The following is an 18,971-nucleotide window of genomic DNA, read 5'->3' on the forward strand; positions in this document are numbered from 1 at the left end:
GGGGGGGGGGGGGGCCCCCCCCCCCCCCCCCCGCCCGGCCCCTACTCCACCAGGTACTTGACCTGATCCCAGAGCGCCGGGTCCACGATCCCGACCCGGCGCCTGAAGTCCCACAACGGGACCTCCCGCAACTCGTCCGTCTCCAGGAAACTCGGCCGCCCGTGCGCGTCGCCGACCGAACCGGGCGGCAGCGGGATCACCCCGGCCCGCTCGTCGTGGTATCTGCTGGTGATCTTCGCGACGAGGGCCCGCTTCCCGTGCACACTCAGCACCAGACAGGGCCGGTCCTTTTCCCCCGGCCCGTCCTCGTACGGAACCATCGCCCACCAGATCTCCCGCGCCTGCGGCCGCCGCTTCGGCAGCACCCGCGGCCCGGCCGGCGGACGCCCGCGGCCACCGGGCCGCGCACGGGCGCCGGCACGGAAACGCCCCAGGCCGTCCACGACCGCGGCGACCAGGGCAACGGCCACGACAGCAGCGAGCGCAAGCCACCACGACGTGTCCATGCCCCGACGGTACCGGCGCCCCCACCCTCCCGCGACGCCTTGCTCCTGCTTGCTATGCCTTGCGTTCCGCCACGAAGTATCCGCCCGCAAGCCACGGCGCGTGGACCTGCCGGACGGCCCTCGGAGCCCGCCAGCCCGCCGGTCCAGGCCCGTCCGGCAGCCGCTCAGACCGGTCGCCCCCGGCTCCACAGTTCCTCGGAGGACTCCGCGAATCGGTCGAACACGCCGCCTGCCTCCGCCCTGCACAGGTGCAGCAGCGGGGAGTCGTGGCCTACGAGGCGGGCCAGATGAGGCGTCACGAGCGCCGAATCGTCGAATCGGAACGTCGACAGGGATACGTGATGCACGGCGTCCTCGGCGTCACTGAACCGCACTTCGAGCCCGTCCAGCGGTCCGAGCCGCGCCACTTCGTCCAGCGTCATGCGGATGCGCGTGGAGACGGTCAGCGCCACGGCTTCGATGGTTTCGCGGTCCCGGGTGGTCTGGCACTCCGGGTCACCCAACAAGATGCGGATACGGCAGCCTGCGGCGGAGGGCGACATCCTCGGCAACGTACGCCCACGCCCCATGCCCCCGGGCCGCGGCACCTTCGTCTCACGCCGCCGCGGGAACCCGCTGGTGCAGACGGGACTCATGGACGGGCAGGGCTGATCGGGCAGCACTGATCGGGCAGGACTGCATCGAGCAGGACGCGTCGACCGGGGCTGCCGGAGTGCCCTGAACACACCCTCCAGTCCCGCGTCGAACGGCTGAGCCCCACGTAACCCGGATGGCAGCGCCCGTCAGGTGAGTTCCCCCACAACCACCCGGCCCGGAGGAGTGAGGCGGGGTTTTGCGCCTTACGCTCGACGGACCGCACAACCCCCGTCCTTCCTGCCAGCACGGAGGTTCCCGCTCCATGAAGCTCACCGTCGTCGGCTGCTCGGGCTCGTTTCCGTCCGCGGACTCGGCTTGTTCGAGCTACCTCGTCGAGGCCGACGGCTTCCGGCTGCTCCTCGACATGGGCAATGGCGCCCTGGGCGAGCTGCAGCGCCACTGCGGTCTCTACGACCTCGACGCGATCTTCCTCAGCCATCTGCACGCCGACCACTGCATCGACATGTGCGGCTACTTCGTCGCCCGGTACTACCGGCACGAGGGCGGCCGCTGCGACGCGCTTCCGGTCTACGGCCCCGAGGGCACGGAACAGCGCCTGACCACGGCGTACGCGGACACCCCGTCCGCCTCGTCGATGAGCGAGGTGTTCGACTTCCACACGCTGAAGCCGGCCGCCTTCGAGATCGGCCCGTTCTCCGTGCGCACCGAGAAGGTCGCCCACCCTGTGGAGGCGTACGCGATCCGCGTCGAGCACGGCGGGAAGACGCTCACGTACTCCGGTGACACCGGGGTCTGCGACGGCCTCGACGAACTCGCCGAGGGCGCCGACCTGTTCCTCTGCGAGGCCTCCTTCACCGCGGGCAAGGAAGACATCCCGGACCTGCACCTCAACGGCCGCGAGGCCGGCGAGACCGCGCGCCGCGCGGGCGCGCGCCGCCTCGTCCTCACCCACATTCCCCCGTGGACGGACCCCAGCATCAACCTGACGGACGCCCGCGCGGTGTACGACGGGCCGGTCGAGCTGGCGGCGCCCGGTGTGACGTACGAGCTCTAGAAAGGGACGTACGAGCTCTGGAAAGGGACGTACGAGCTCTGGAAAGGGACGTACGAGCTCTGGAAAGGGACGTACGAGCTCTGGAAAAGGACGTACGAGCTCTGGAAAAGAACCTCCCCGGAACGGCACGAGGGCCCGGCCGTCGATCGCGAGTCGATCGCAACGGCCGGGCCCTCGCCCGGTTCGGCGGCGCCGGAGCTACTTGCCCTCAGCCTTCTGCAGCTCCGCCAGCTCCTCGTCCGACTCCCGGCCAGGCGTCGGCAGGTTGAACTTCGTGATCGCGAAGCGGAAGACGACGTAGTAGACGACCGCGAAGCACAGGCCCACCAGGGCCAGGCCCCACGGGTTGGACGCGATGCCCAGATTGAGGACGTAGTCCACGGCACCCGCCGAGAAGCCGAAGCCGTCCTTCATGCCGAGCGCCCACGTCAGCGCCATCGAGACACCCGTGAGCACCGCGTGAATCGCGTACAGGACCGGCGCGATGAACATGAACGTGAACTCGATCGGCTCCGTGACACCCGTGACGAACGCCGTGAGCGCCAGCGAGAACATCATGCCGCCGACGACCTTGCGGCGCTCAGGACGCGCACAGTGCGTGATCGCCAGGCACGCCGCCGGGAGGGCGAACATCATGATCGGGAAGAAGCCCGTCATGAACTGCCCGGCGCTCGGGTCACCGGCGAGGAAGCGCGCGATGTCACCGTTCACCGTGCCGTCGGGACCCTCGTACGAACCCGCCTGGAACCACGGGAAGGAGTTGAGCAGATGGTGCATGCCGACCGGGATCAGCGCACGGTTGGCGACACCGAAGATGCCCGCCCCGACCGCACCCGAACCGACCAGCCACTCACCGAAGTTGTGCAGACCCGCGCCGAGCACCGGCCAGATGAAACCGAAGAGGATGCCGATGACCAGACCCGCGAAGGCCGACAGGATCGGGACGAGGCGGCGGCCGCCGAAGAAGCCCGCCCAGTCCGGCAGCTTGGTCCGGTAGAACTTCTGGTACAGCAGCGCCACCACGATGCCCATCACGACACCGCCGAGCACCTTCGCGTCCACCGGAGCCTCGACAAGGGCGACCTTGCCGTCGACGACCTGCTCCACCTTCGGCAGGTTCGGGTCCGTGAACGTGGCGAGCACCTTCTGGAAGACCAGGTAGCCGGTGACCGCCGCGAGCGCCGTGGAGCCGTCGGACTTCTTCGCGAAGCCGATGGCGATGCCCACGGCGAACAGCAGCGGCATGTTGTCGAGCAGCGCGCCGCCGCCCGCCGCCATATAGCCGGCGATCTGGTTGACGAAGTCCGGCAGGGACTCCTTGCCGAGCATGTCGTCCGCGCCCAGGCGGACCAGCAGCGCGCCGGCCGGCAGGACCGCGACCGGGAGCATGAGGCTGCGGCCGATGCGCTGGAGCACGGACATCAGGCCCGCGCCCTTCTTCTTGTCGGCCGCAGGTGCGGCAGCCGTGGACACAACTTCCTCCAGTGGGCATGGCGCCGCCAGGGGGCATGTGGGGACGGCGGCGTCGCTCAGGGGACCACGGCCACAGGCCGCGTGGTCTACACCAATAGTGGTGTAGACCTGTTGTAACACGGTGAGCGCGGGATAAGGAACCCTGGCCGAGGCCCACCCGGTAACGAACCGGCATACATGACGAAGGGCCCGGACATGACGAAAGGCCCGGACTGCCGCGCGCGATCCAGGCCCTCGGCCCCGCAAGATTCCGTCGTACGACCTCCCCGGCCACCCCCGCCGGACATGCCCTACCTCACTTCAAGTTCTCCCGCTCCATCTCCTCAATCTCCTCGTCCGACTCCCGCCCCGGCGTCTTCAGGTCGAACTTCGTAATGACAATGCGGAACAACACGTAATACACGACCGCGAAACACAGACCCACCGGAATGATCAGCACCGGCTTCGTCGCGAGATTCCAGTTCAGTACGTAGTCGAACAGGCCCGCCGAGAACGTGAAGCCTTCCCGGATGCCGAGCGCCCACGTCACCGCCATCGAGGCACCCGTGAGCAACGCGTGGATCCCGTACAGCGCAGGCGCGAGATAGACGAACGAGAACTCGATCGGCTCGGTCACCCCCGTCACGAACGACGTGAGCGCCAGCGACGCCATCATGCCGAGCGTCGCCTTGCGGCGCTCCGGCCGAGCACAGTGCGCGATCGCGAGACAGGCCGCGGGCAGCGCGAACATCATGATCGGGTAGAAGCCGGTGGTGAACATGCCCGCCTCCGGGTCACCCGCAAGGAACCGGAACACGTCACCGTGCACCTCCTCGCCCTCCGGCGTCGTATAACTGCCGAACTGGTACCACGCGAACGTGTTCAACAGCATGTGCATACCGAACGGGATCAGCGCCCGGTTGATCACCCCGAAGATGCCCGAACCCCACGCACCCCAGCTCGACAGCGTCTCCGCGAACGCATTGAACGCATCACCGATCGGCTGCCAGCCATACCCGAAGACCACCGCCAGCACCACGCTGAGAAACGACATCAGCACCGGAATGAACCGACGCCCGCTGAAGAACCCCAACCAGTCCGGCAGCCGCGTCCGGTGGTACTTCTCCCACACCTTCGCCGTGATCAGACCGACCACCACACCGCCGAGCACCCCCGGGGCGACCGGCTTCCCCGTCACATCGTCCTCGAACGCCTTGATCAGCACGTTGTTGAACACCAGGTACGCGACCACCGCAGCGAACGCCGTCGACCCGTCCGCCTTCTTCGCGAAACCGATCGCGACACCCACACAGAACAGCAGCGCCATGTTGTCGAGAATGCCGCCACCCGCGCCCGCAAAGATCGCCGCCAGCTTGTTCCAGCCCAGACCGTCCTTGCCGAACACGTCGTCCTGGCCGAGCCGGAGCAGCACACCCGCCGCCGGCAGCGCGGCGACCGGGAGTTGAAGGCTGCGCCCCAGCTTCTGGAGCCCGCCGAGGACGACCTGCTTCCAGCTCTTGGCCGGCCTGGGCCTTGCCGCGGAGCTTTCCGAACTCATGCAGTCCCTCCCGGAACGAGCCACGTTTGGCGGTCGTCCGAAACTGGTGTAGACCAGTGCGAGCATCGTCGTGCTGCCGGACGACCCCGGCGGTCGCCGATGAGCGCCATCATTCGGCACTCAATGGGCCAACGCCCGCGAACGTGCGCCAAACGTGGGTTACCGTGCAGACCGGACCAGGGTGGGCCGAACAAGCCCGTATGAGCAGGGAGAAGGACATGGCCAGTAAGGCTGAGAAGATCGTCGCCGGCCTCGGTGGCATCGACAACATCGACGAAGTCGAGGGCTGCATCACCCGCCTCCGCACCGAAGTCCACGACCCCGAGCTCGTCGACGAAGCCGCCCTCAAGGCCGCCGGCGCCCACGGCGTAGTCAAGATGGGCACCGCCATCCAGGTCGTCATCGGCACCGACGCCGACCCCATCGCCGCGGACATCGAAGACATGATGTGAGCCGACCCCGGCTCACCACCCCCGAAGGCCCCGCACCCGCCACCGACCAGGCAGGCACGGGGCCTTCGGCCCGCCACCGACCAGGCAGGCACGGAGCCTTCGGCCGCCACCGACCAAGCAGGCACGGGGCCTTCGGCCCGCCCGGAGGGCAACAACCCCACGGGCGATAGGCTCGACGCCATGTCTCGCTTCGACGGCCGCACGCCGCAACAGCTCCGCCCAGTCACCATCGAACGCGGCTGGAGCAAGCACGCCGAAGGCTCCGTCCTCGTCTCCTTCGGCGACACCAAGGTCTTCTGCACCGCCTCCGTCACCGAAGGCGTCCCCCGCTGGCGCAAGGGCAGCGGCGAAGGCTGGGTCACCGCCGAATACTCCATGCTCCCCCGCGCCACCAACACCCGCGGCGACCGCGAGTCCGTACGCGGCAAGATCGGCGGCCGCACCCACGAGATCAGCCGCCTCATCGGCCGCAGCCTCCGCGCCGTCATCGACTACAAAGCCCTCGGCGAGAACACCATCGTCCTCGACTGCGACGTCCTCCAGGCCGACGGCGGCACCCGCACCGCAGCCATCACCGGCGCCTACGTAGCCCTCGCCGACGCCGTCACCTGGGCCCAGTCCAAGAAGCTGATCCGCGCCAAGGCACAACCCCTCACCGGCACCGTCGCCGCCGTCAGCGTCGGCATCGTCGACGGCATCCCCCTCCTCGACCTCGCCTACGAGGAAGACGTCAAGGCCGACACCGACATGAACGTCGTCTGCACCGGCGACGGCCGCTTCGTAGAGGTCCAGGGCACCGCCGAAGCCGAACCCTTCGCCCGCGACGAACTCAACGCCCTCCTCGACCTCGCCGTCGCCGGCTGCGACGAACTCACCGCCCACCAGCGCAAGGCCCTGGAGGCAACGATCACACCCGGCACAGCAACCAACTGAGCCCCACCACGCGTTCTCACAGGTACGACACCAGCCCGGGAACACGGCGACCCGCCGCCCGCCCGGGCACAGCCAGGGAGGAACCGTTCATGGCTCCGCGCCGCCGACGTACCGCACGCATCGCCCTCGCCACCGCAACAGTGGCCCTCGTCACGCCGCTCGCCATCGGCTGCGGCGCCGTCGACACAGCACTCGACTGCGTACGGACCGCCGACGCCATCGCGAACAGCGCCGCCGATCTCCAGCAAGCCGTGGAGAACGCCGCCGACAACCCGCTCGAAGCCGAGAAGGCCCTCGACAAGATCGACAAGAACCTCGGCGAGATCGGCGACAAGACCGACAACGCCGACGTCGGCAAGGCCGTCGACGACCTCAGCAAGTCCGTCGACGAGGTCCGCAAGGCCATCGAGAACGGCGACCCGACCCCCGACATCTCCGGCGTCACCGACGCCACCGGCGAACTCACCAAGGCCTGCAAGCCGTAGCGCATCCGCAGGACCCCGCGCACGGGCGGGCGGTGACGGGCACCTGGCGGGCCCGCCACCGCCCGCCCATTCGTACGCCTCGCCCCTGCACGCCTCGCTCTTGCAAGCCCCGTCCTTGCACGCCTCGTCCTTGCAGGCCCCGCCCTTGCACGCCTCGCTCCTGCGCCCCCTCGCTCCTGCACTCCTCCCACGCGCCGATAATCGACGCATGACACGCCTGATCCTCGCCACCCGCAACGCCGGAAAAATCACCGAGCTCAAGGCCATCCTCGCCGAGGCCGGACTCCCGCACGACCTCGTCGGCGCCGACGCCTACCCCGACATCCCCGACGTCAAGGAGACCGGCGTCACCTTCGCCGAGAACGCCCTCCTCAAGGCCCACGCCCTCGCCCGCGCCACCGGCCTCCCCGCCGTCGCCGACGACTCCGGCCTCTGCGTCGACGTACTCGGCGGCGCCCCCGGCATCTTCTCCGCCCGCTGGGCCGGCCGCCACGGCGACGACACCGCGAACCTGGAACTGCTCCTGGCCCAGCTGTCGGACATCGCCGAACCCCACCGCGCCGCCCACTTCGCCTGCGCGGCGGCCCTCGCCCTCCCGGACGGCACGGAACGCGTCGTCGAGGGACAGTTGCGCGGCACGCTGCGGCACGAGCCGGCGGGCTCGGGGGGCTTCGGCTACGACCCGGTCCTCCAGCCGGAGGGGGAGAGCCGTACGTGTGCGGAGCTCAGCGCGGAGGAGAAGAACGCGATCAGCCATCGGGGGAAGGCGTTCCGGGCGCTGGTGCCGGTGGTTCGGGAGTTGTTGGGGTGAGCTGTACGACGAAGGGCGCCACCCGCTGGTGGCGCCCTTCGCGTGGTGGGCCCGGTGGGACTCGAACCCACGACATACCCGATCTAAACGGGCATCCTCTTGCCAGCTGGGATACGGGCCCGCGGCGCCGTCTACCTTACTGGTCGCTGCGGGCCTGTGGTGCCGAGGCCTGATGTCGACCTCCTCGACACCACGTACTAGTGACCGCATGACAGTTGGGGCACAGCAACCGCAGGTTCTCCTGTCGGTCGTCGCTCCAGTCGCCGTTGATGTGGTCGACCTCCAGGGTCATGGGGTCGCCGAGCCATTCGGGGCCGGTGCCGCATTCGGCGCATTTCTCCGGTACGCCTATCTCGCGGAGTGCCCGGCGCAGCAGGCGGGTTTTCGTCCGACTTCGCCCGTCGTGACGGACCAGGATCTTGTCCGCGCTTCTGGCCGACCCAGGCTTTCCGCGCTGATGTGCCTGTCCGAGGAAATGCGAGGTGTCGAGGTTGTCCTCGGCGATCCACTCGCGGAAGAGGTCGCGTTGGCGTGTCCCGTAAGGAGCCAGCCCCAGGGAGCGGAGGGTACCGGCTACGGAAGTTGCCTCCTTTACCGCGAGGCGGAGTTCGTCGGCAGGTGGCTTGGCGGCCAGGCCCGCCCTGCGGGGCATGTGCGAGACGTCGATCCCGAAGTGGTCGAAGCGACGGAAGAGGTAGCGGCTGAGGTTGTCGTACGGCCGGGTGCCGAGGAAGGCGATGACCTGGTTGATGTCGGAACACTGAGCGGCAGCCTCGGCCAGCAGCTCGCGGGTGTACTGCACCCCCCGGCTCATGAGGCACCGCCCCGGTTGCTGCGTCCCTTCCCGCGACCGCGGTAATTGTCCGTTGTGGAATGGCAGTTGGGGCACAGGATTCGTAGGTTCTCTATCCTGTTGTCCCGCCAGTTGCCGTCGATGTGGTCGACTTCGAGAGGGAGCGGGTGACCTCGCCATACCGCTTTCACACCGCAGCGGGCGCATTGCTCCGGGATGCCCAAGGAGGTCATCGCCCTTTTGAGGCGGTCGCTTTGAATGCGTCGCGCGCCCTCGACGGGTTGCGCGACGAGTAGCGCCCCCTGAGTGCGAGCCCGCCGTGTCTCGCCGCGGCGTGACGGTACCCGGAAGTGCGAGGTGTCGATCCCGTAAGCCTTGATCCTGCGGCTGATGTGCGTGTGGTGACCGCCCACGACATCCAGGCCGAGGTGCCGGAGCACGTCGCACATGTGCGTGGACGCCGAGACCGCAGCTTGCAGGACTTCCCGGGTCCACTTCACCCCTTCCCGCTCGAACTGGGACGTGTCCACGCCCAGCTTCCTCATGCGCTCCGCTATGTAGCGGCGCCTGGAGCTCTTCGGGTCGACTCCCAGCCGTTCCAACGCCTCCGACAACGTCCGCGCCCCCTTCGCCGCCTCCTCCAGCCGTTCCTTCGTGTACGGACTGCTTGCCCTCATCGGTTGCCCTCCCGTGTCGGCCGCGTGTTCGCGGTATCGCACGGAGTAACGAACCGAATATCGGATGGTTACGGCCGAAATGCGGAACGGCCCGCACCACTTGGGCGAATTCCAAGTGCGGGCCGTTCCGTAAAAGCGGGAGGGCGCTCAGATGCCCAAGTCGCGGATGATCTTCGCCACGTGGCCCGTCGCCTTGACGTTGTAGAAGGCGTGCTCGACCTTGCCGTCCTCGTCGACGACGACCGTGGAGCGGATGACTCCGGTGACGACCTTGCCGTACAGCTTCTTCTCGCCGAAGGCGCCGTACGACTCCAGGACCGTCTTGTCCGGGTCGCCGACCAGCGTGACCTTGAGGTTCTCCTTCTCGCGGAACTTCGCGAGCTTCTCCGGCTTGTCGGGGGAGACGCCGATGACGTCGTACCCGGCGGCCGTGAGCGCGTCGAGGTTGTCCGTGAAGTCGCAGGCCTGCTTGGTGCAGCCCGGGGTCAGGGCGGCCGGGTAGAAGTAGACGATGACCTTGCGGCCCTTGTGGTCCGCGAGCGAGATCTCGTTGCCGTCCGCGTCGGGCAGGGTGAAGGCGGGGGCGGTGTCGCCGGGCTGCAGGCGCTCGCTCATCTTCGGTCTCCTCAGGAGGTGGGTCGGTACGTCCGGGCGTACCGGAGAGCGTAATGGGGGGTGCTGTGCGGTGCGTTCGGCGCGGAGCTGACAGACTGTCCATCAGGACGGAAAGCGATCAGCGACTGATCAAGAGACCGAACACGATGACACGGAGGCGCGCGGTGTCGGAAGCTCAGGCCAGGACCCCCGCTGAGATCGAGGCGGACATCAAGCGGCGGCGCGCCCAGCTGGCCGAGACGCTCGACGAGATCGGGGTGCGGGTGCACCCGAAGACGGTCGTCGGGGACGCCAAGGCGCGTGTCGCGAGCACCATGGACCAGACCCTCGGCCGTGCGTATGTCTCCACCCATCGTGCCGTGAGTGATGTGAAGGCCCAGTTCGTGGACGCCGAGGGTGCGCCCCGGATGGAGCGGGTCGTTCCGGCGGCGCTCGCCGTGGTCGGGGTGGTGGGCCTGATCGCCCTGGCCCGGCGCAGGAAAGGCTGACCCGGCGCAGGAAAGGCTGACTCGGCGAAGGAAAGGCTGAGCCGCGCAGGAAAGGCTGACCCGGCGGCGTACGGGGCGGGTGTCGGCAGGTAGGTTCGGGGTGTGAGCGCCAACAGCCAGGAACACCACGACAAGCTGCCCATCCGGATGCTGCACGACCGCGTCCTCGTCCGCACCGATATCGCGGAGGGTGAGCGGCGGTCCACGGGCGGCATCGTCATCCCCGCGACCGCGGCCGTGGGGCGGCGGCTCGGGTGGGCCGAGGTGGTCGCCGTCGGGCAGAACGTCCGGACGGTGGAGCCTGGCGACCGTGTCCTGTACGACCCGGAGGACCGGGCCGAGGTCGAGGTGCGGGGTGTGGCGTACGTGCTGATGCGGGAGCGGGATCTGCACGCGGTGGCGGCGGACCGCTTCGAGGGGTCGGAGGACTCTACGGGGTTGTACCTGTAGGTGGTCGGGATGGGGTGCCGCCGCCGGTCGGCTCGGGTTGAAGCGGAGGCTGGGGTTGCTGCTCCGGCTGGGGTTCCTGCTCCGGCTGGGGTTGCTGCTCCGGCTGGGGTTCCGGCTGAGGCCGGGGTTGCTGCTGAGGCCGGGGTTGCTGCTCAGGCGGGGGTTCCTGCTCCGGCTCGGACTCCGGGGGCAGTAGTGGGGGTTGCTGCGCGCCCGGTTCCAGGATGAGGTCGAAGCCCTGGACCGGCCGGCCCTGCAGGGCGTTGCGCGTGAACTGGGCCCAGATGCGCGCCGGGTAGGCCCCGCCGTTGATGCGGGGTTGGCCGAGTGCGCCGTACAGCGGGGTCTGGCCGTAGGGCGGGTTCGGGTCCTGGCCGAGTACGGCGACGACCGTGGCGAGCTCGGGGGTGTAGCCGGCGAACCAGGCGGCCTTGTCCTCCTCGGCCGTGCCGGTCTTGCCGGCGGCGGGGCGGCCCGCGGCCTGGGCGGCGGTGCCGGTGCCGTTCTCGACGACGCTCTGCAGGATCGACGTGGTGGTGTCGGCGGCCTCGCGGCTGACGACCTGCCGTTTCTCCCGCGCGGGCAGCGCGATGCGCTCGCCGTGCTTGGTGATCTCCTCGACGAGGGTGTACGCGCCGTGCTCGCCGTGGTTCGCGAGGGTCGCGTACGCCTGGGTCATGTCGAGGACGCTGGCCGTGGCCGGGCCGAGGGCGATGGACGGGGAGGCGGTGAGGTCGGGGGTGGTGGCCGGGATGCCCAGGTCGACCGCGGTCTGCGCGACCTTGTCCGAGCCGACGTCGACGGCCATCTGCGCGTACACGGCGTTGACGGAGAGCTCGGTGGCGGCGCTGACGGTGATGTCTCCGTAGGAGCGCTGGTCCTCGTTCTCCGGGGCGTAGGTGCCGCCGGGCCAGCCTTGTACGGGGCGCTGGTTGGTGCCGTCGTAGACGGTGCCCGGGGTGATGGGGCGGCCGTCCTGGGTGGTGGAGCGGTTCTGCACGGCGGCGGTGAAGACGAACGGTTTGAAGGTGGAGCCGACCTGGTAGTCGCGGCGGGTGGCGTTGTTGACGTACTGCTTGGTGTAGTCGATGCCGCCGTACATGGCGACGACCTCGCCGGTGGTGGGGTCGATGGCGGCGCCGCCCGCGCGGACGTGGCCGTCGACCTTGCGGGCTTCCGGGTCGACCTGGGACAGGAGCTGGTCCTCGACGGCTTCGGCGAAGTCGTCCTGGCGGGGCTTCTGCAGGGTGGTGGTGATGCGGTAGCCGCCCTTGGCGAGGGTGTCGGTGTCGAGGATCTTGTGCTCGGCGAGGTAGTCCTCGACGGCCTTGACGACGTAGCCGCGCTGGCCGGACAGGCCGGAGGGGGCCTTGGCGGGGTTCGGGTCGGGGAACTTCATGGCGGCGCGGTCGGCCTGGGGGAGCCAGTTCTCCTTGACCATGCCGTCGAGGACGTAGTTCCAGCGGCCTACGGCGCGGGACTTGTTCTCGGGGTGGGCGGAGACGTCGTACGCGTTGGGGGAGTTGAGGAGGGTGGCGAGGTAGGCGCCTTCGGCGACGGTGAGGTGTTCGGCGTCCTTGCCGTAGTAGGCGTGGGCGGCGGCCTGGATGCCGTAGGCGTTGCGGCCGAAGTAGCTGGTGTTGAGGTAGCCGAGGAGGATGTCGTTCTTGCTGACCTGGCGGTCGAGTTTGATGGCGATGAAGAATTCCTTGGCCTTGCGGGTGACCGTCTGTTCCTGGCCGAGGTAGTAGTTCTTGACGAACTGCTGGGTGATCGTGGAGCCGGACTGTTTGCCCTTGCCGGTGAGGGTGTTCCAGGCGGCGCGGAGCATGGCCTGCGGGTCGACGGCGGACTCGGAGTGGAAGTCGCGGTCCTCGGCGGCGAGCACGGCGTGCTGGGTGTGTTTGGGTACCTGGCTGAGCGGGATGTTCTCGCGGTTGACCTCGCCGTCGCGGGCTAGTGGGGAGCCGTCGGCGTAGAGGTAGACGTTGCTCTGCTTGGTGGCGGCGGCGTTGGCGGGCGGGATGTCGACGAGGAGGTAGCCGGCGACGAGGCCGCCGCCGATGAGGAGGCAGAGCAGCAGGAAGGCGCCGAGGAGCATGCGCCAGGTGGGGAGGATCCGCCGCCGGCCGGAGGCTTTGCGCTTGGCCTTGCGGTCTGCTGTGCGGGCTGCTTTGTACTGCTGCTTGGCCTGTCTGCGGGTGAGGTTCTGCCTGCCGTCCCCGGCCGACGCCTGGGGCGCCTGAGGCTTGAGGGGCGCCTGAGGCTGCTGAGGCTCGTCGGGCTCGTCGCTCATGTCTTCCGGAACTCCCGTTTCGCCTGGATACATCCCTCGTACGACCTATTGGACACTGTTCCACCGCGATCGCGCCGCATCGGCGTCGTGTTCGGGCAGCGCGCGGCTCGACGTGATCTGCGAGGCGAAGGTGCGGTGGCGTCGGCGTGCCCGGTCGTGGGCCTGTCGGTCGGGGAGTCGGACATCGGGGCGGTCATGGCCCGGATGTACGGGGACCGATCCGCGGGACAGGCTCTAGGCTGACTTGTATGACCGACGAGTTGCCGGAGCTGCGGGCCTCGGACGCGGACCGGGAGCGGGTCGCCGAGCGGCTGCGGGAGGCCGTGGCGGAGGGCCGGCTCGACATGGAGGAGTTCCAGGAGCGCCTGGACGTCACGTACAAGGCGCGTACGTACGGCGAACTGGAACCCGTGACGCGCGACCTGCCGGAGGCCGCCGCAGCGTCCGCGCCGCCCGCGGTGCCTGCGCGGGCCGCCGGTGCGGGCGCGTGGGCCGGGCGGATCGGCGGCGCGGGGACCTCGGCCGGAGCGGTCGCGATCATGGGGGGTTTCTCCCGCAAGGGCGTGTGGACCGTGCCGCGCCGTTTCAACTGCTTCACGTTCTGCGGCGGCGGTGAAGTCGACCTGCGTGAGGCGAAGTTCGAGGCGCCGGAGGTCGTGGTCAACTGTGTGGCGATCATGGGCGGCGTCGATGTGGTCGTGCCGCCGGGCGTGGAGGTCGTGGTGCGCGGCGTCGGCGTCATGGGCGGCTTCGACGAGCGCCTGAGCGAGGACCCGCCGGAGCCGGGCGCCCCGCGCGTGATCGTCACGGGGTTCGCGTTCTGGGGCGGGGTGGGGGTCAAGCGGAAGCTGAGCAAGGCCGCGAAACGGCGCCGTAAGGAGTTGGGGGATGACTCCAGCCGGTGACTCCAGCCCGTCCGGCGCTTGAGGACGGGCCCGCAGGGTGATCGAGGGTGCGGCGGTCGAGGGTGCGGTGGTCGAGGGTGCCGTGACGGCGACGTGAGCCGACCCCGCCGGGGTTCACAGCTGCGCCGCCGCCGAACCCTTCAACGCTGACAGGTTGACCGCGTACGCCATCTTCTTGAAGCCCGCGTCGCTCGGGTGCAGGTGGTCCCCGGAGTCGTACTGCTCCTCCAGTTTGTGCGGCGCGTACGGGTCCCGCAGCGCGCGGTCGAAGTCCACGACCGCGTCGAACACCTTCCCGGCCCGGATCTCGTCGTTGATCTGGCGGCGGACCTGGTCCAGCTCCGGTGTGTAGCCCCGGTGCCCGCCGAACGGCATCAGCGTCGCGCCGAGCACCCGCAGGCCGCGCTCGTGCGCCTGCCGGGTCAGCTCCCGCAGCCCGTCGAGGACTTCGTCGGCGGAGGTCTGCTCCGGGTTGCGCAGGATGTCGTTGACGCCGAGGGCGATGACGACGGCCTTGACGCCCGTACGGGACAGCGCGTCGCGCTCGAAGCGGGACAGTCCGCTCGGGTTGTCGGCGGGGCGGCCGAGGCCGTCGGAGAGGATGCGGTTGCCGCTGATGCCCTGGTTGAGGACGCTGTAGCGGGGCCCGCCCTGCTCCTCGCGCAGCCGGTCCGAAAGGACGTCCGTCCAGCGGGCGTTGGCGCCCATCGTGGAGCTCACGCCGTCGGTCAGCGAGTCGCCGAGCACGACCACGGCGCCCTCGGCCTCACGGCTGAGCACGTCGACGGCTGCGAGGTAGCGCCAGTACGGGCTCTGCTGGGTGTACGCGTCGCCGCGCAGGTCCGAGACCCGGTCGCCGTCGGCCACGTAGCTGATCTGCCGGGCGTGCGGGTGGTAGGTCACCGGGCCCGACGGGGTGGGCGAGAACGTCGACACGAGCAGGTCGGCGTCGTGCGGGACGCGCAGCCTGACCGGGTCGCTGACGGCCTTGCCGCCCGGCTCGATGACGACGGAGTGGTTGCCGCCGAAGGAGAGGCGGCGCAGGGTTTTGGCGGCCGCGCCCGGGCTGTTGGGGGCGGCCGCCAGGGCTATGGAGGCGTGCGTGATGGACAGCGGTGTACGCCCGTACAGATTGGAGAGCGTGATGCGGGCGCTCGTACCGCCGACGCTGGTGTGCACGACGTTGCGGATGGAGCGGCCCGCGAAGCCGGCCTCGGTGCGCGGCTCGGCGGCCGCGGGCGAGGCGGACCAGGTGCCGACCCAGGTGCCGGAGGAGGCGGGGGCGGCGGAGCTCTTCGGGTGGCGCGGCCCGGCGCGCAGGTCGGCGTCCCGGGCATCGCCGGACACACCCACGTATATGGCCGCGGAGATCAGCACCACGACGGCCGCCAGGGCAGCCAGTAGGGCATAACCGTTACGCCTGGTCACGCGGCCTTTTTCTCCTCGGGCAGGGGAGCCCGGGGCTCCAGTTCGACAATCCCATCTTGGTACATGGGCAGGGAGGTCGCGCACGGCACCCCCTCCGCGACAACAAGACGCCGGGAACTCACGGTTCGTTCCAGGAGTAGGTCACGTAAGGGCAACGCCGGGACAATGTGACGGGGGGGCCGGGGAAGCCGGGGATGCCGGGGGAGCTGGGTTAGGACGGGGGCAGGTCGGACGGTGGAGCGGATGGAACGCAAGAAAGCCGAAGAGGCGGAAGAATCGGGTGAACGTGGCGTGAGGGAGCATTCCCCGGTGAACGGCCACTCATCCGGCACGCCTGGGACCGGGACCCCTGCTTCCTCTGGGACCGGGGCCCCTGCTTCCTCTGGGACCGGGGCCCCTGCTTCCCTTGGGACCGGAGCCTCTCCTGCCCCTGGGACCGGGGGCCCTGGTGCCGGGTCGCCTGCTTCCCCGGGCGCCGGTTTCACGTACAGCGCCGCCGACGAGGAGAAGTTCCGCGGCGTGCGCCGGATGAAGCTCACGGCGACCGGCCTGCTGCTGCTCGTCGCCCTCGTCTACGTCCTCGCCAAGTGGGCGCAGAGCGCCGGCGCGGGCGGCTGGACCGGGTATGTCGCGGCGGCCGCCGAGGCCGGGATGGTCGGCGCGCTCGCCGACTGGTTCGCCGTCACCGCGCTCTTCAAGCGCCCGCTCGGCCTGCCCATCCCGCACACCGCGATCATCCCGACCAAGAAGGACCAGCTCGGCGTCACCCTCGGGCAGTTCGTCGGCGAGAACTTCCTCTCCGAGGACGTCGTACGGCGCAGGCTGCGCGGCGTCGGCCTCGGCTCCCGGCTCGGCGCCTGGCTCGCCGAGCCCGAGCACGCCGACCGCGTCACCGCCGAGCTCTCCACCGCCCTGCGCGGCGCCCTCACCGTGCTGCGCGACTCCGACGTCCAGGCCGTCGTCGGCGAGGCGATCACGCGCCGCGCGGATGCCGCCGAGATCGCCCCGGGGCTCGGCAAGACCCTCGACAAGGTCGTCGCGGACGGCGGCCACCACCGCGTCGTCGACCTGGTGTGCGTCCGCGCCCACGACTGGCTGGTCGCGCACGCCGACTCCGTGATGGACGCGGTGGAGGGCGGCGCTCCGGGCTGGACGCCGCGCTTCGTCGACCGCAAGGTTGGCGAGCGGGTCTACAAGGAGCTGCTGCGCTTCGTCACCGAGATGCGGGACATGCCTGAGCACCCGGCCCGCGGCGCCATCGACCGCTTCCTCACCGACTTCGCCGCCGACCTGCAGTCCGACAGCGACACCCGGGCCCGCGTCGAACGCCTCAAGAGCGAGGTCCTGGGCCGCGGCGAGGTCCAGGACGTGATCGCCTCCGCCTGGTCCTCCGTACGCGCGATGATCGTCTCCGCCGCCGAGGACGAGCGCAGCGAGCTGCGCCTGCGGGTGCGGGCGTCCCTGCTGTCCCTCGGGCAGCGTCTGGCCACGGACCCGGAGCTGCAGCGCAAGGTGAACGCCTGGGTGGAGGACGCGGCGGTGTACGTGGTCACCACGTACCGCTCCGAGATCACGTCCCTGATCACCGAGACCGTGGCGGGCTGGGACGCCGAGCACACCTCGAAGAAGATCGAGGCCCACATCGGCCGTGACCTGCAGTTCATCCGCATCAACGGCACGGTGGTCGGCTCCCTCGCGGGCCTGGCGATCTACACGGTCTCGCGGACGTTCGGGGCATGAGGGGGTCTTCAGGCGTGAGGGGGTCTTCAGGCGTGAGCGGGTCTTCAGGCGTGAGCGGGTCTTCCGGGGAGAGGGCGCCTGTCGGAGGGAGGGCGCCCGTCGGGGGAAGGGCGCCTTCCGGGGGGAGGGCGCCTGGCGGCGGACGGAAGCCGTCCGGCGCGCGGGTGCCGCACCGGGTCGCGGTCCTGGTCCGGCACGGCGTGCTGCCGATGGAACTCGGCCTGGTCCACCAGCTGTTCGGCTCGGCCCGCTCCACGCACGGCGAGCCGCTGTACTCAGTGGTGACCTGCGCCCTCACCCCCGGCATGATCCGTACCGACGCAGACTTCCCGATCCGCGCGGACCACGGCCCCGAGGCCCTTCAGGAGGCGGACACGGTCCTCGTACCGGCCTCGCACGAGGAGGACGAGTCGTACGCGGACGGCCTGCCGCCCGCGCTGACCGCGGCCCTGGACCGGATCCCGCCCGGCTCCCGCATCGCCTCGATCTGCACCGGCGCCTTCGTCCTCGCCGCCCACGGCCTCCTCGACGGCCGCAGCGCCACCACGCACTGGCTGTCCACGGACCACTTCGCCCGCGCGCACCCCACGGTCCGGGTCGAGCCCGAGGTCCTCTACGTCGACGGCGGCCGCGTCCTGACCTCCGCGGGGGAGGCCGCGGGCATCGACCTGTGCCTGCACATGATCCGCTGCGACTTCGGCGCGGCCGTCGCCGCCGACGTGGCCCGCCGTACGGTGGTGCCGCCGCACCGTGAGGGCGGCCAGGCGCAGTACATCCCGCGCCCCGTCGCCGCGCCGGCCTCCTCGTCCACGTCCGCGGCCCGCGCCTGGGCCCTGAGCCGACTCGAACAGCCGCTCACACTCCGGGAGTTGGCGGACCGCGAGGCGATGAGCGTCCGTACGTTCAGCCGCCGCTTCCGGGAGGAGTCTGGCCTCACCCCGATGCAGTGGCTGGCCCAGCAACGCCTGGCGCGGGCCCGGCAGTTGCTGGAGGAGACGGACTGCACGGTGGACCGGGTGGCCGCCGAGTCGGGCTTCGGCACGGCGGCGTCCCTGCGCCAGCACTTCCAGACGGCGCTCGGGGTGTCGCCTCGGGCGTACCGGGTGACGTTTCGGGGGCCGGGGCGGTAGCCGAGCTGGGCCGGGACCGGGGACCGGGGGCCGGGTCGGGCTTCGGAGGTGACTTTTTGAGTACGCGTACTCAGTCGCCGGGCCCGTCCCCCACCGCACCCTGGACGTATGACGACGAACGCACTGAGCCCTCTCGCCCTGCGGCCGCTGCCCGAGCGGGGTCTGCTGCGGGCGACGGGGGCGGCGCTCGCGGCGGGCGCGTACCTCCTCTGCCTCCCCTGGGACCTGCGCAACCGAACCGAGGCGCCGGGCGCGCTGCAGGAGGTGACTCCGGTCACCGGCGCGGGAGTTGCCGCGCTCGCGGCCGTACTCCTGCTCCTCGCCGCCTCCTTGGGCGCCTGCGACCGCCTCGCCTGGACGATCCCGCTGATCGCGGCGCCCCCGGTGGTCCTGCTCTACGTGTCCCTGTCGACGCACGCGGCCCCGGACGCGTCGCCGTGGCCCTTGGCGTGGGCGTTCTTCGCGCTGCTGATCGTGGGCGGGGCGACGGGTGCGGCGCTGGCGGGCCGGGCGGTCGGCCGTTGGCGCGCGGGGCGGGCTCGGCCGTAGGCGCGTCGGGCGGGCTCGGCCGTAGGCGTGTGGGCTGCGGTCGTCGCGACAC

19 protein-coding genes, 1 tRNA gene and 1 pseudogene are annotated in these 18,971 nt (G+C 70.2%); 11 read left to right on the top strand and 10 right to left on the bottom strand.

Annotated elements, in window-relative coordinates:
* Positions 1-41: 41 nt before the first annotated feature.
* Both QIS99_RS11905 and QIS99_RS11910 read right to left on the bottom strand, forming a co-directional pair.
* On the bottom strand, positions 42-506 hold the full coding sequence (locus QIS99_RS11905; protein ID WP_282513191.1) for a type II toxin-antitoxin system PemK/MazF family toxin: 465 nt from the start codon (positions 504-506) through the stop codon (positions 42-44).
* A gap of 164 nt (positions 507-670) precedes the next feature.
* Positions 671-1,033: pseudogene (locus QIS99_RS11910) on the bottom strand (XRE family transcriptional regulator); the annotation flags it as partial.
* Between the two features lie 371 nt (positions 1,034-1,404).
* Here QIS99_RS11910 and QIS99_RS11915 point away from each other — a divergent pair.
* Positions 1,405-2,157 carry an MBL fold metallo-hydrolase gene (locus QIS99_RS11915; RefSeq protein WP_282513192.1) on the top strand — a complete coding sequence of 251 codons (753 nt, stop codon included), beginning with the start codon at positions 1,405-1,407 and terminating at the stop codon, positions 2,155-2,157.
* Positions 2,158-2,355: 198 nt separating this feature from the next.
* On the opposite strand, the gene QIS99_RS11920 is transcribed toward QIS99_RS11915, so the two are convergent.
* Both QIS99_RS11920 and QIS99_RS11925 read right to left on the bottom strand, forming a co-directional pair.
* Positions 2,356-3,579: a PTS transporter subunit EIIC gene (locus tag QIS99_RS11920; protein ID WP_282513377.1), complete on the bottom strand. Its 1,224-nt coding sequence runs from the start codon at positions 3,577-3,579 to the stop codon at positions 2,356-2,358.
* A 346-nt stretch (positions 3,580-3,925) separates the two neighbouring features.
* Positions 3,926-5,167: a PTS transporter subunit EIIC gene (locus QIS99_RS11925; protein WP_282513193.1), complete on the bottom strand. Its 1,242-nt coding sequence runs from the start codon at positions 5,165-5,167 to the stop codon at positions 3,926-3,928.
* Between the two features lie 200 nt (positions 5,168-5,367).
* Here QIS99_RS11925 and QIS99_RS11930 point away from each other — a divergent pair, with 200 nt between their 5' ends.
* The 4 genes from QIS99_RS11930 to rdgB all read left to right on the top strand — a co-directional run bounded on the left by QIS99_RS11930 (position 5,368) and on the right by rdgB (position 7,848).
* Positions 5,368-5,619 carry a PTS glucose/sucrose transporter subunit IIB gene (locus QIS99_RS11930; protein ID WP_282513194.1) on the top strand — a complete coding sequence of 84 codons (252 nt, stop codon included), beginning with the start codon at positions 5,368-5,370 and terminating at the stop codon, positions 5,617-5,619.
* A gap of 180 nt (positions 5,620-5,799) precedes the next feature.
* A complete protein-coding gene (gene rph / locus QIS99_RS11935) occupies positions 5,800-6,552 on the top strand; it encodes a ribonuclease PH (protein ID WP_282513195.1) in 753 nt (250 codons plus the stop codon).
* An 89-nt stretch (positions 6,553-6,641) separates the two neighbouring features.
* Positions 6,642-7,037 carry a hypothetical protein gene (locus QIS99_RS11940; RefSeq protein ID WP_282513196.1) on the top strand — a complete coding sequence of 132 codons (396 nt, stop codon included), beginning with the start codon at positions 6,642-6,644 and terminating at the stop codon, positions 7,035-7,037.
* A gap of 208 nt (positions 7,038-7,245) precedes the next feature.
* Positions 7,246-7,848, top strand: coding sequence for an RdgB/HAM1 family non-canonical purine NTP pyrophosphatase (gene rdgB / locus QIS99_RS11945; protein WP_282513197.1), 603 nt, complete (start codon positions 7,246-7,248; stop codon positions 7,846-7,848).
* A 43-nt stretch (positions 7,849-7,891) separates the two neighbouring features.
* Here rdgB and QIS99_RS11950 read toward each other — a convergent pair.
* The 4 genes from QIS99_RS11950 to bcp all read right to left on the bottom strand — a co-directional run bounded on the left by QIS99_RS11950 (position 7,892) and on the right by bcp (position 9,933).
* A tRNA-Leu gene (locus QIS99_RS11950) sits at positions 7,892-7,969 on the bottom strand.
* A 15-nt stretch (positions 7,970-7,984) separates the two neighbouring features.
* Positions 7,985-8,662: an HNH endonuclease signature motif containing protein gene (locus QIS99_RS11955; protein ID WP_282513198.1), complete on the bottom strand. Its 678-nt coding sequence runs from the start codon at positions 8,660-8,662 to the stop codon at positions 7,985-7,987.
* Positions 8,659-9,318: an HNH endonuclease signature motif containing protein gene (locus QIS99_RS11960; RefSeq protein ID WP_282513199.1), complete on the bottom strand. Its 660-nt coding sequence runs from the start codon at positions 9,316-9,318 to the stop codon at positions 8,659-8,661. The genes QIS99_RS11955 and QIS99_RS11960 overlap by 4 nt, the downstream gene beginning before the upstream one ends.
* 147 nt (positions 9,319-9,465) lie before the next feature.
* Positions 9,466-9,933, bottom strand: coding sequence for a thioredoxin-dependent thiol peroxidase (bcp, locus tag QIS99_RS11965; RefSeq protein ID WP_282513200.1), 468 nt, complete (start codon positions 9,931-9,933; stop codon positions 9,466-9,468).
* Between the two features lie 164 nt (positions 9,934-10,097).
* On the opposite strand from bcp, the gene QIS99_RS11970 reads away from it, so the two are divergent.
* Both QIS99_RS11970 and QIS99_RS11975 read left to right on the top strand, forming a co-directional pair.
* Entirely contained in the window at positions 10,098-10,421 is a 324-nt protein-coding gene (locus tag QIS99_RS11970; RefSeq protein ID WP_282513201.1) for a DUF3618 domain-containing protein, read from the top strand.
* Between the two features lie 102 nt (positions 10,422-10,523).
* Positions 10,524-10,871 (top strand): GroES family chaperonin, encoded by a 348-nt coding sequence (locus tag QIS99_RS11975; protein ID WP_282513202.1) that lies wholly within the window; start codon positions 10,524-10,526, stop codon positions 10,869-10,871.
* Here QIS99_RS11975 and QIS99_RS11980 read toward each other — a convergent pair.
* Entirely contained in the window at positions 10,852-13,167 is a 2,316-nt protein-coding gene (locus QIS99_RS11980) for a transglycosylase domain-containing protein (RefSeq protein ID WP_282513203.1), read from the bottom strand. The genes QIS99_RS11975 and QIS99_RS11980 overlap by 20 nt on opposite strands.
* Before the next feature lie 248 nt (positions 13,168-13,415).
* On the opposite strand from QIS99_RS11980, the gene QIS99_RS11985 reads away from it, so the two are divergent.
* Positions 13,416-14,072 carry a DUF1707 SHOCT-like domain-containing protein gene (locus QIS99_RS11985; RefSeq protein WP_282513204.1) on the top strand — a complete coding sequence of 219 codons (657 nt, stop codon included), beginning with the start codon at positions 13,416-13,418 and terminating at the stop codon, positions 14,070-14,072.
* A gap of 114 nt (positions 14,073-14,186) precedes the next feature.
* On the opposite strand, the gene QIS99_RS11990 is transcribed toward QIS99_RS11985, so the two are convergent.
* Positions 14,187-15,500 carry an SGNH/GDSL hydrolase family protein gene (locus QIS99_RS11990; RefSeq protein ID WP_282513205.1) on the bottom strand — a complete coding sequence of 438 codons (1,314 nt, stop codon included), beginning with the start codon at positions 15,498-15,500 and terminating at the stop codon, positions 14,187-14,189.
* Positions 15,501-15,743: 243 nt separating this feature from the next.
* On the opposite strand from QIS99_RS11990, the gene QIS99_RS11995 reads away from it, so the two are divergent.
* The 3 genes from QIS99_RS11995 (at position 15,744) to QIS99_RS12005 (ending at position 18,919) form a co-directional block, all read left to right on the top strand.
* Positions 15,744-17,240 (top strand): DUF445 domain-containing protein, encoded by a 1,497-nt coding sequence (locus QIS99_RS11995; RefSeq protein WP_408909535.1) that lies wholly within the window; start codon positions 15,744-15,746, stop codon positions 17,238-17,240.
* Positions 17,241-17,404: 164 nt separating this feature from the next.
* The gene (locus tag QIS99_RS12000; RefSeq protein WP_282513207.1) at positions 17,405-18,370 is read left to right on the top strand and encodes a GlxA family transcriptional regulator; all 966 of its coding nucleotides are present in this window, start codon (positions 17,405-17,407) and stop codon (positions 18,368-18,370) included.
* Positions 18,371-18,478: 108 nt separating this feature from the next.
* Positions 18,479-18,919, top strand: coding sequence for a hypothetical protein (locus tag QIS99_RS12005; protein ID WP_282513208.1), 441 nt, complete (start codon positions 18,479-18,481; stop codon positions 18,917-18,919).
* Positions 18,920-18,971: the final 52 nt, after the last annotated feature.

Origin of the sequence: Streptomyces solicavernae (genome assembly GCF_029968095.1) — a bacterium.
Classification (GTDB): domain Bacteria; phylum Actinomycetota; class Actinomycetes; order Streptomycetales; family Streptomycetaceae; genus Streptomyces; species Streptomyces solicavernae.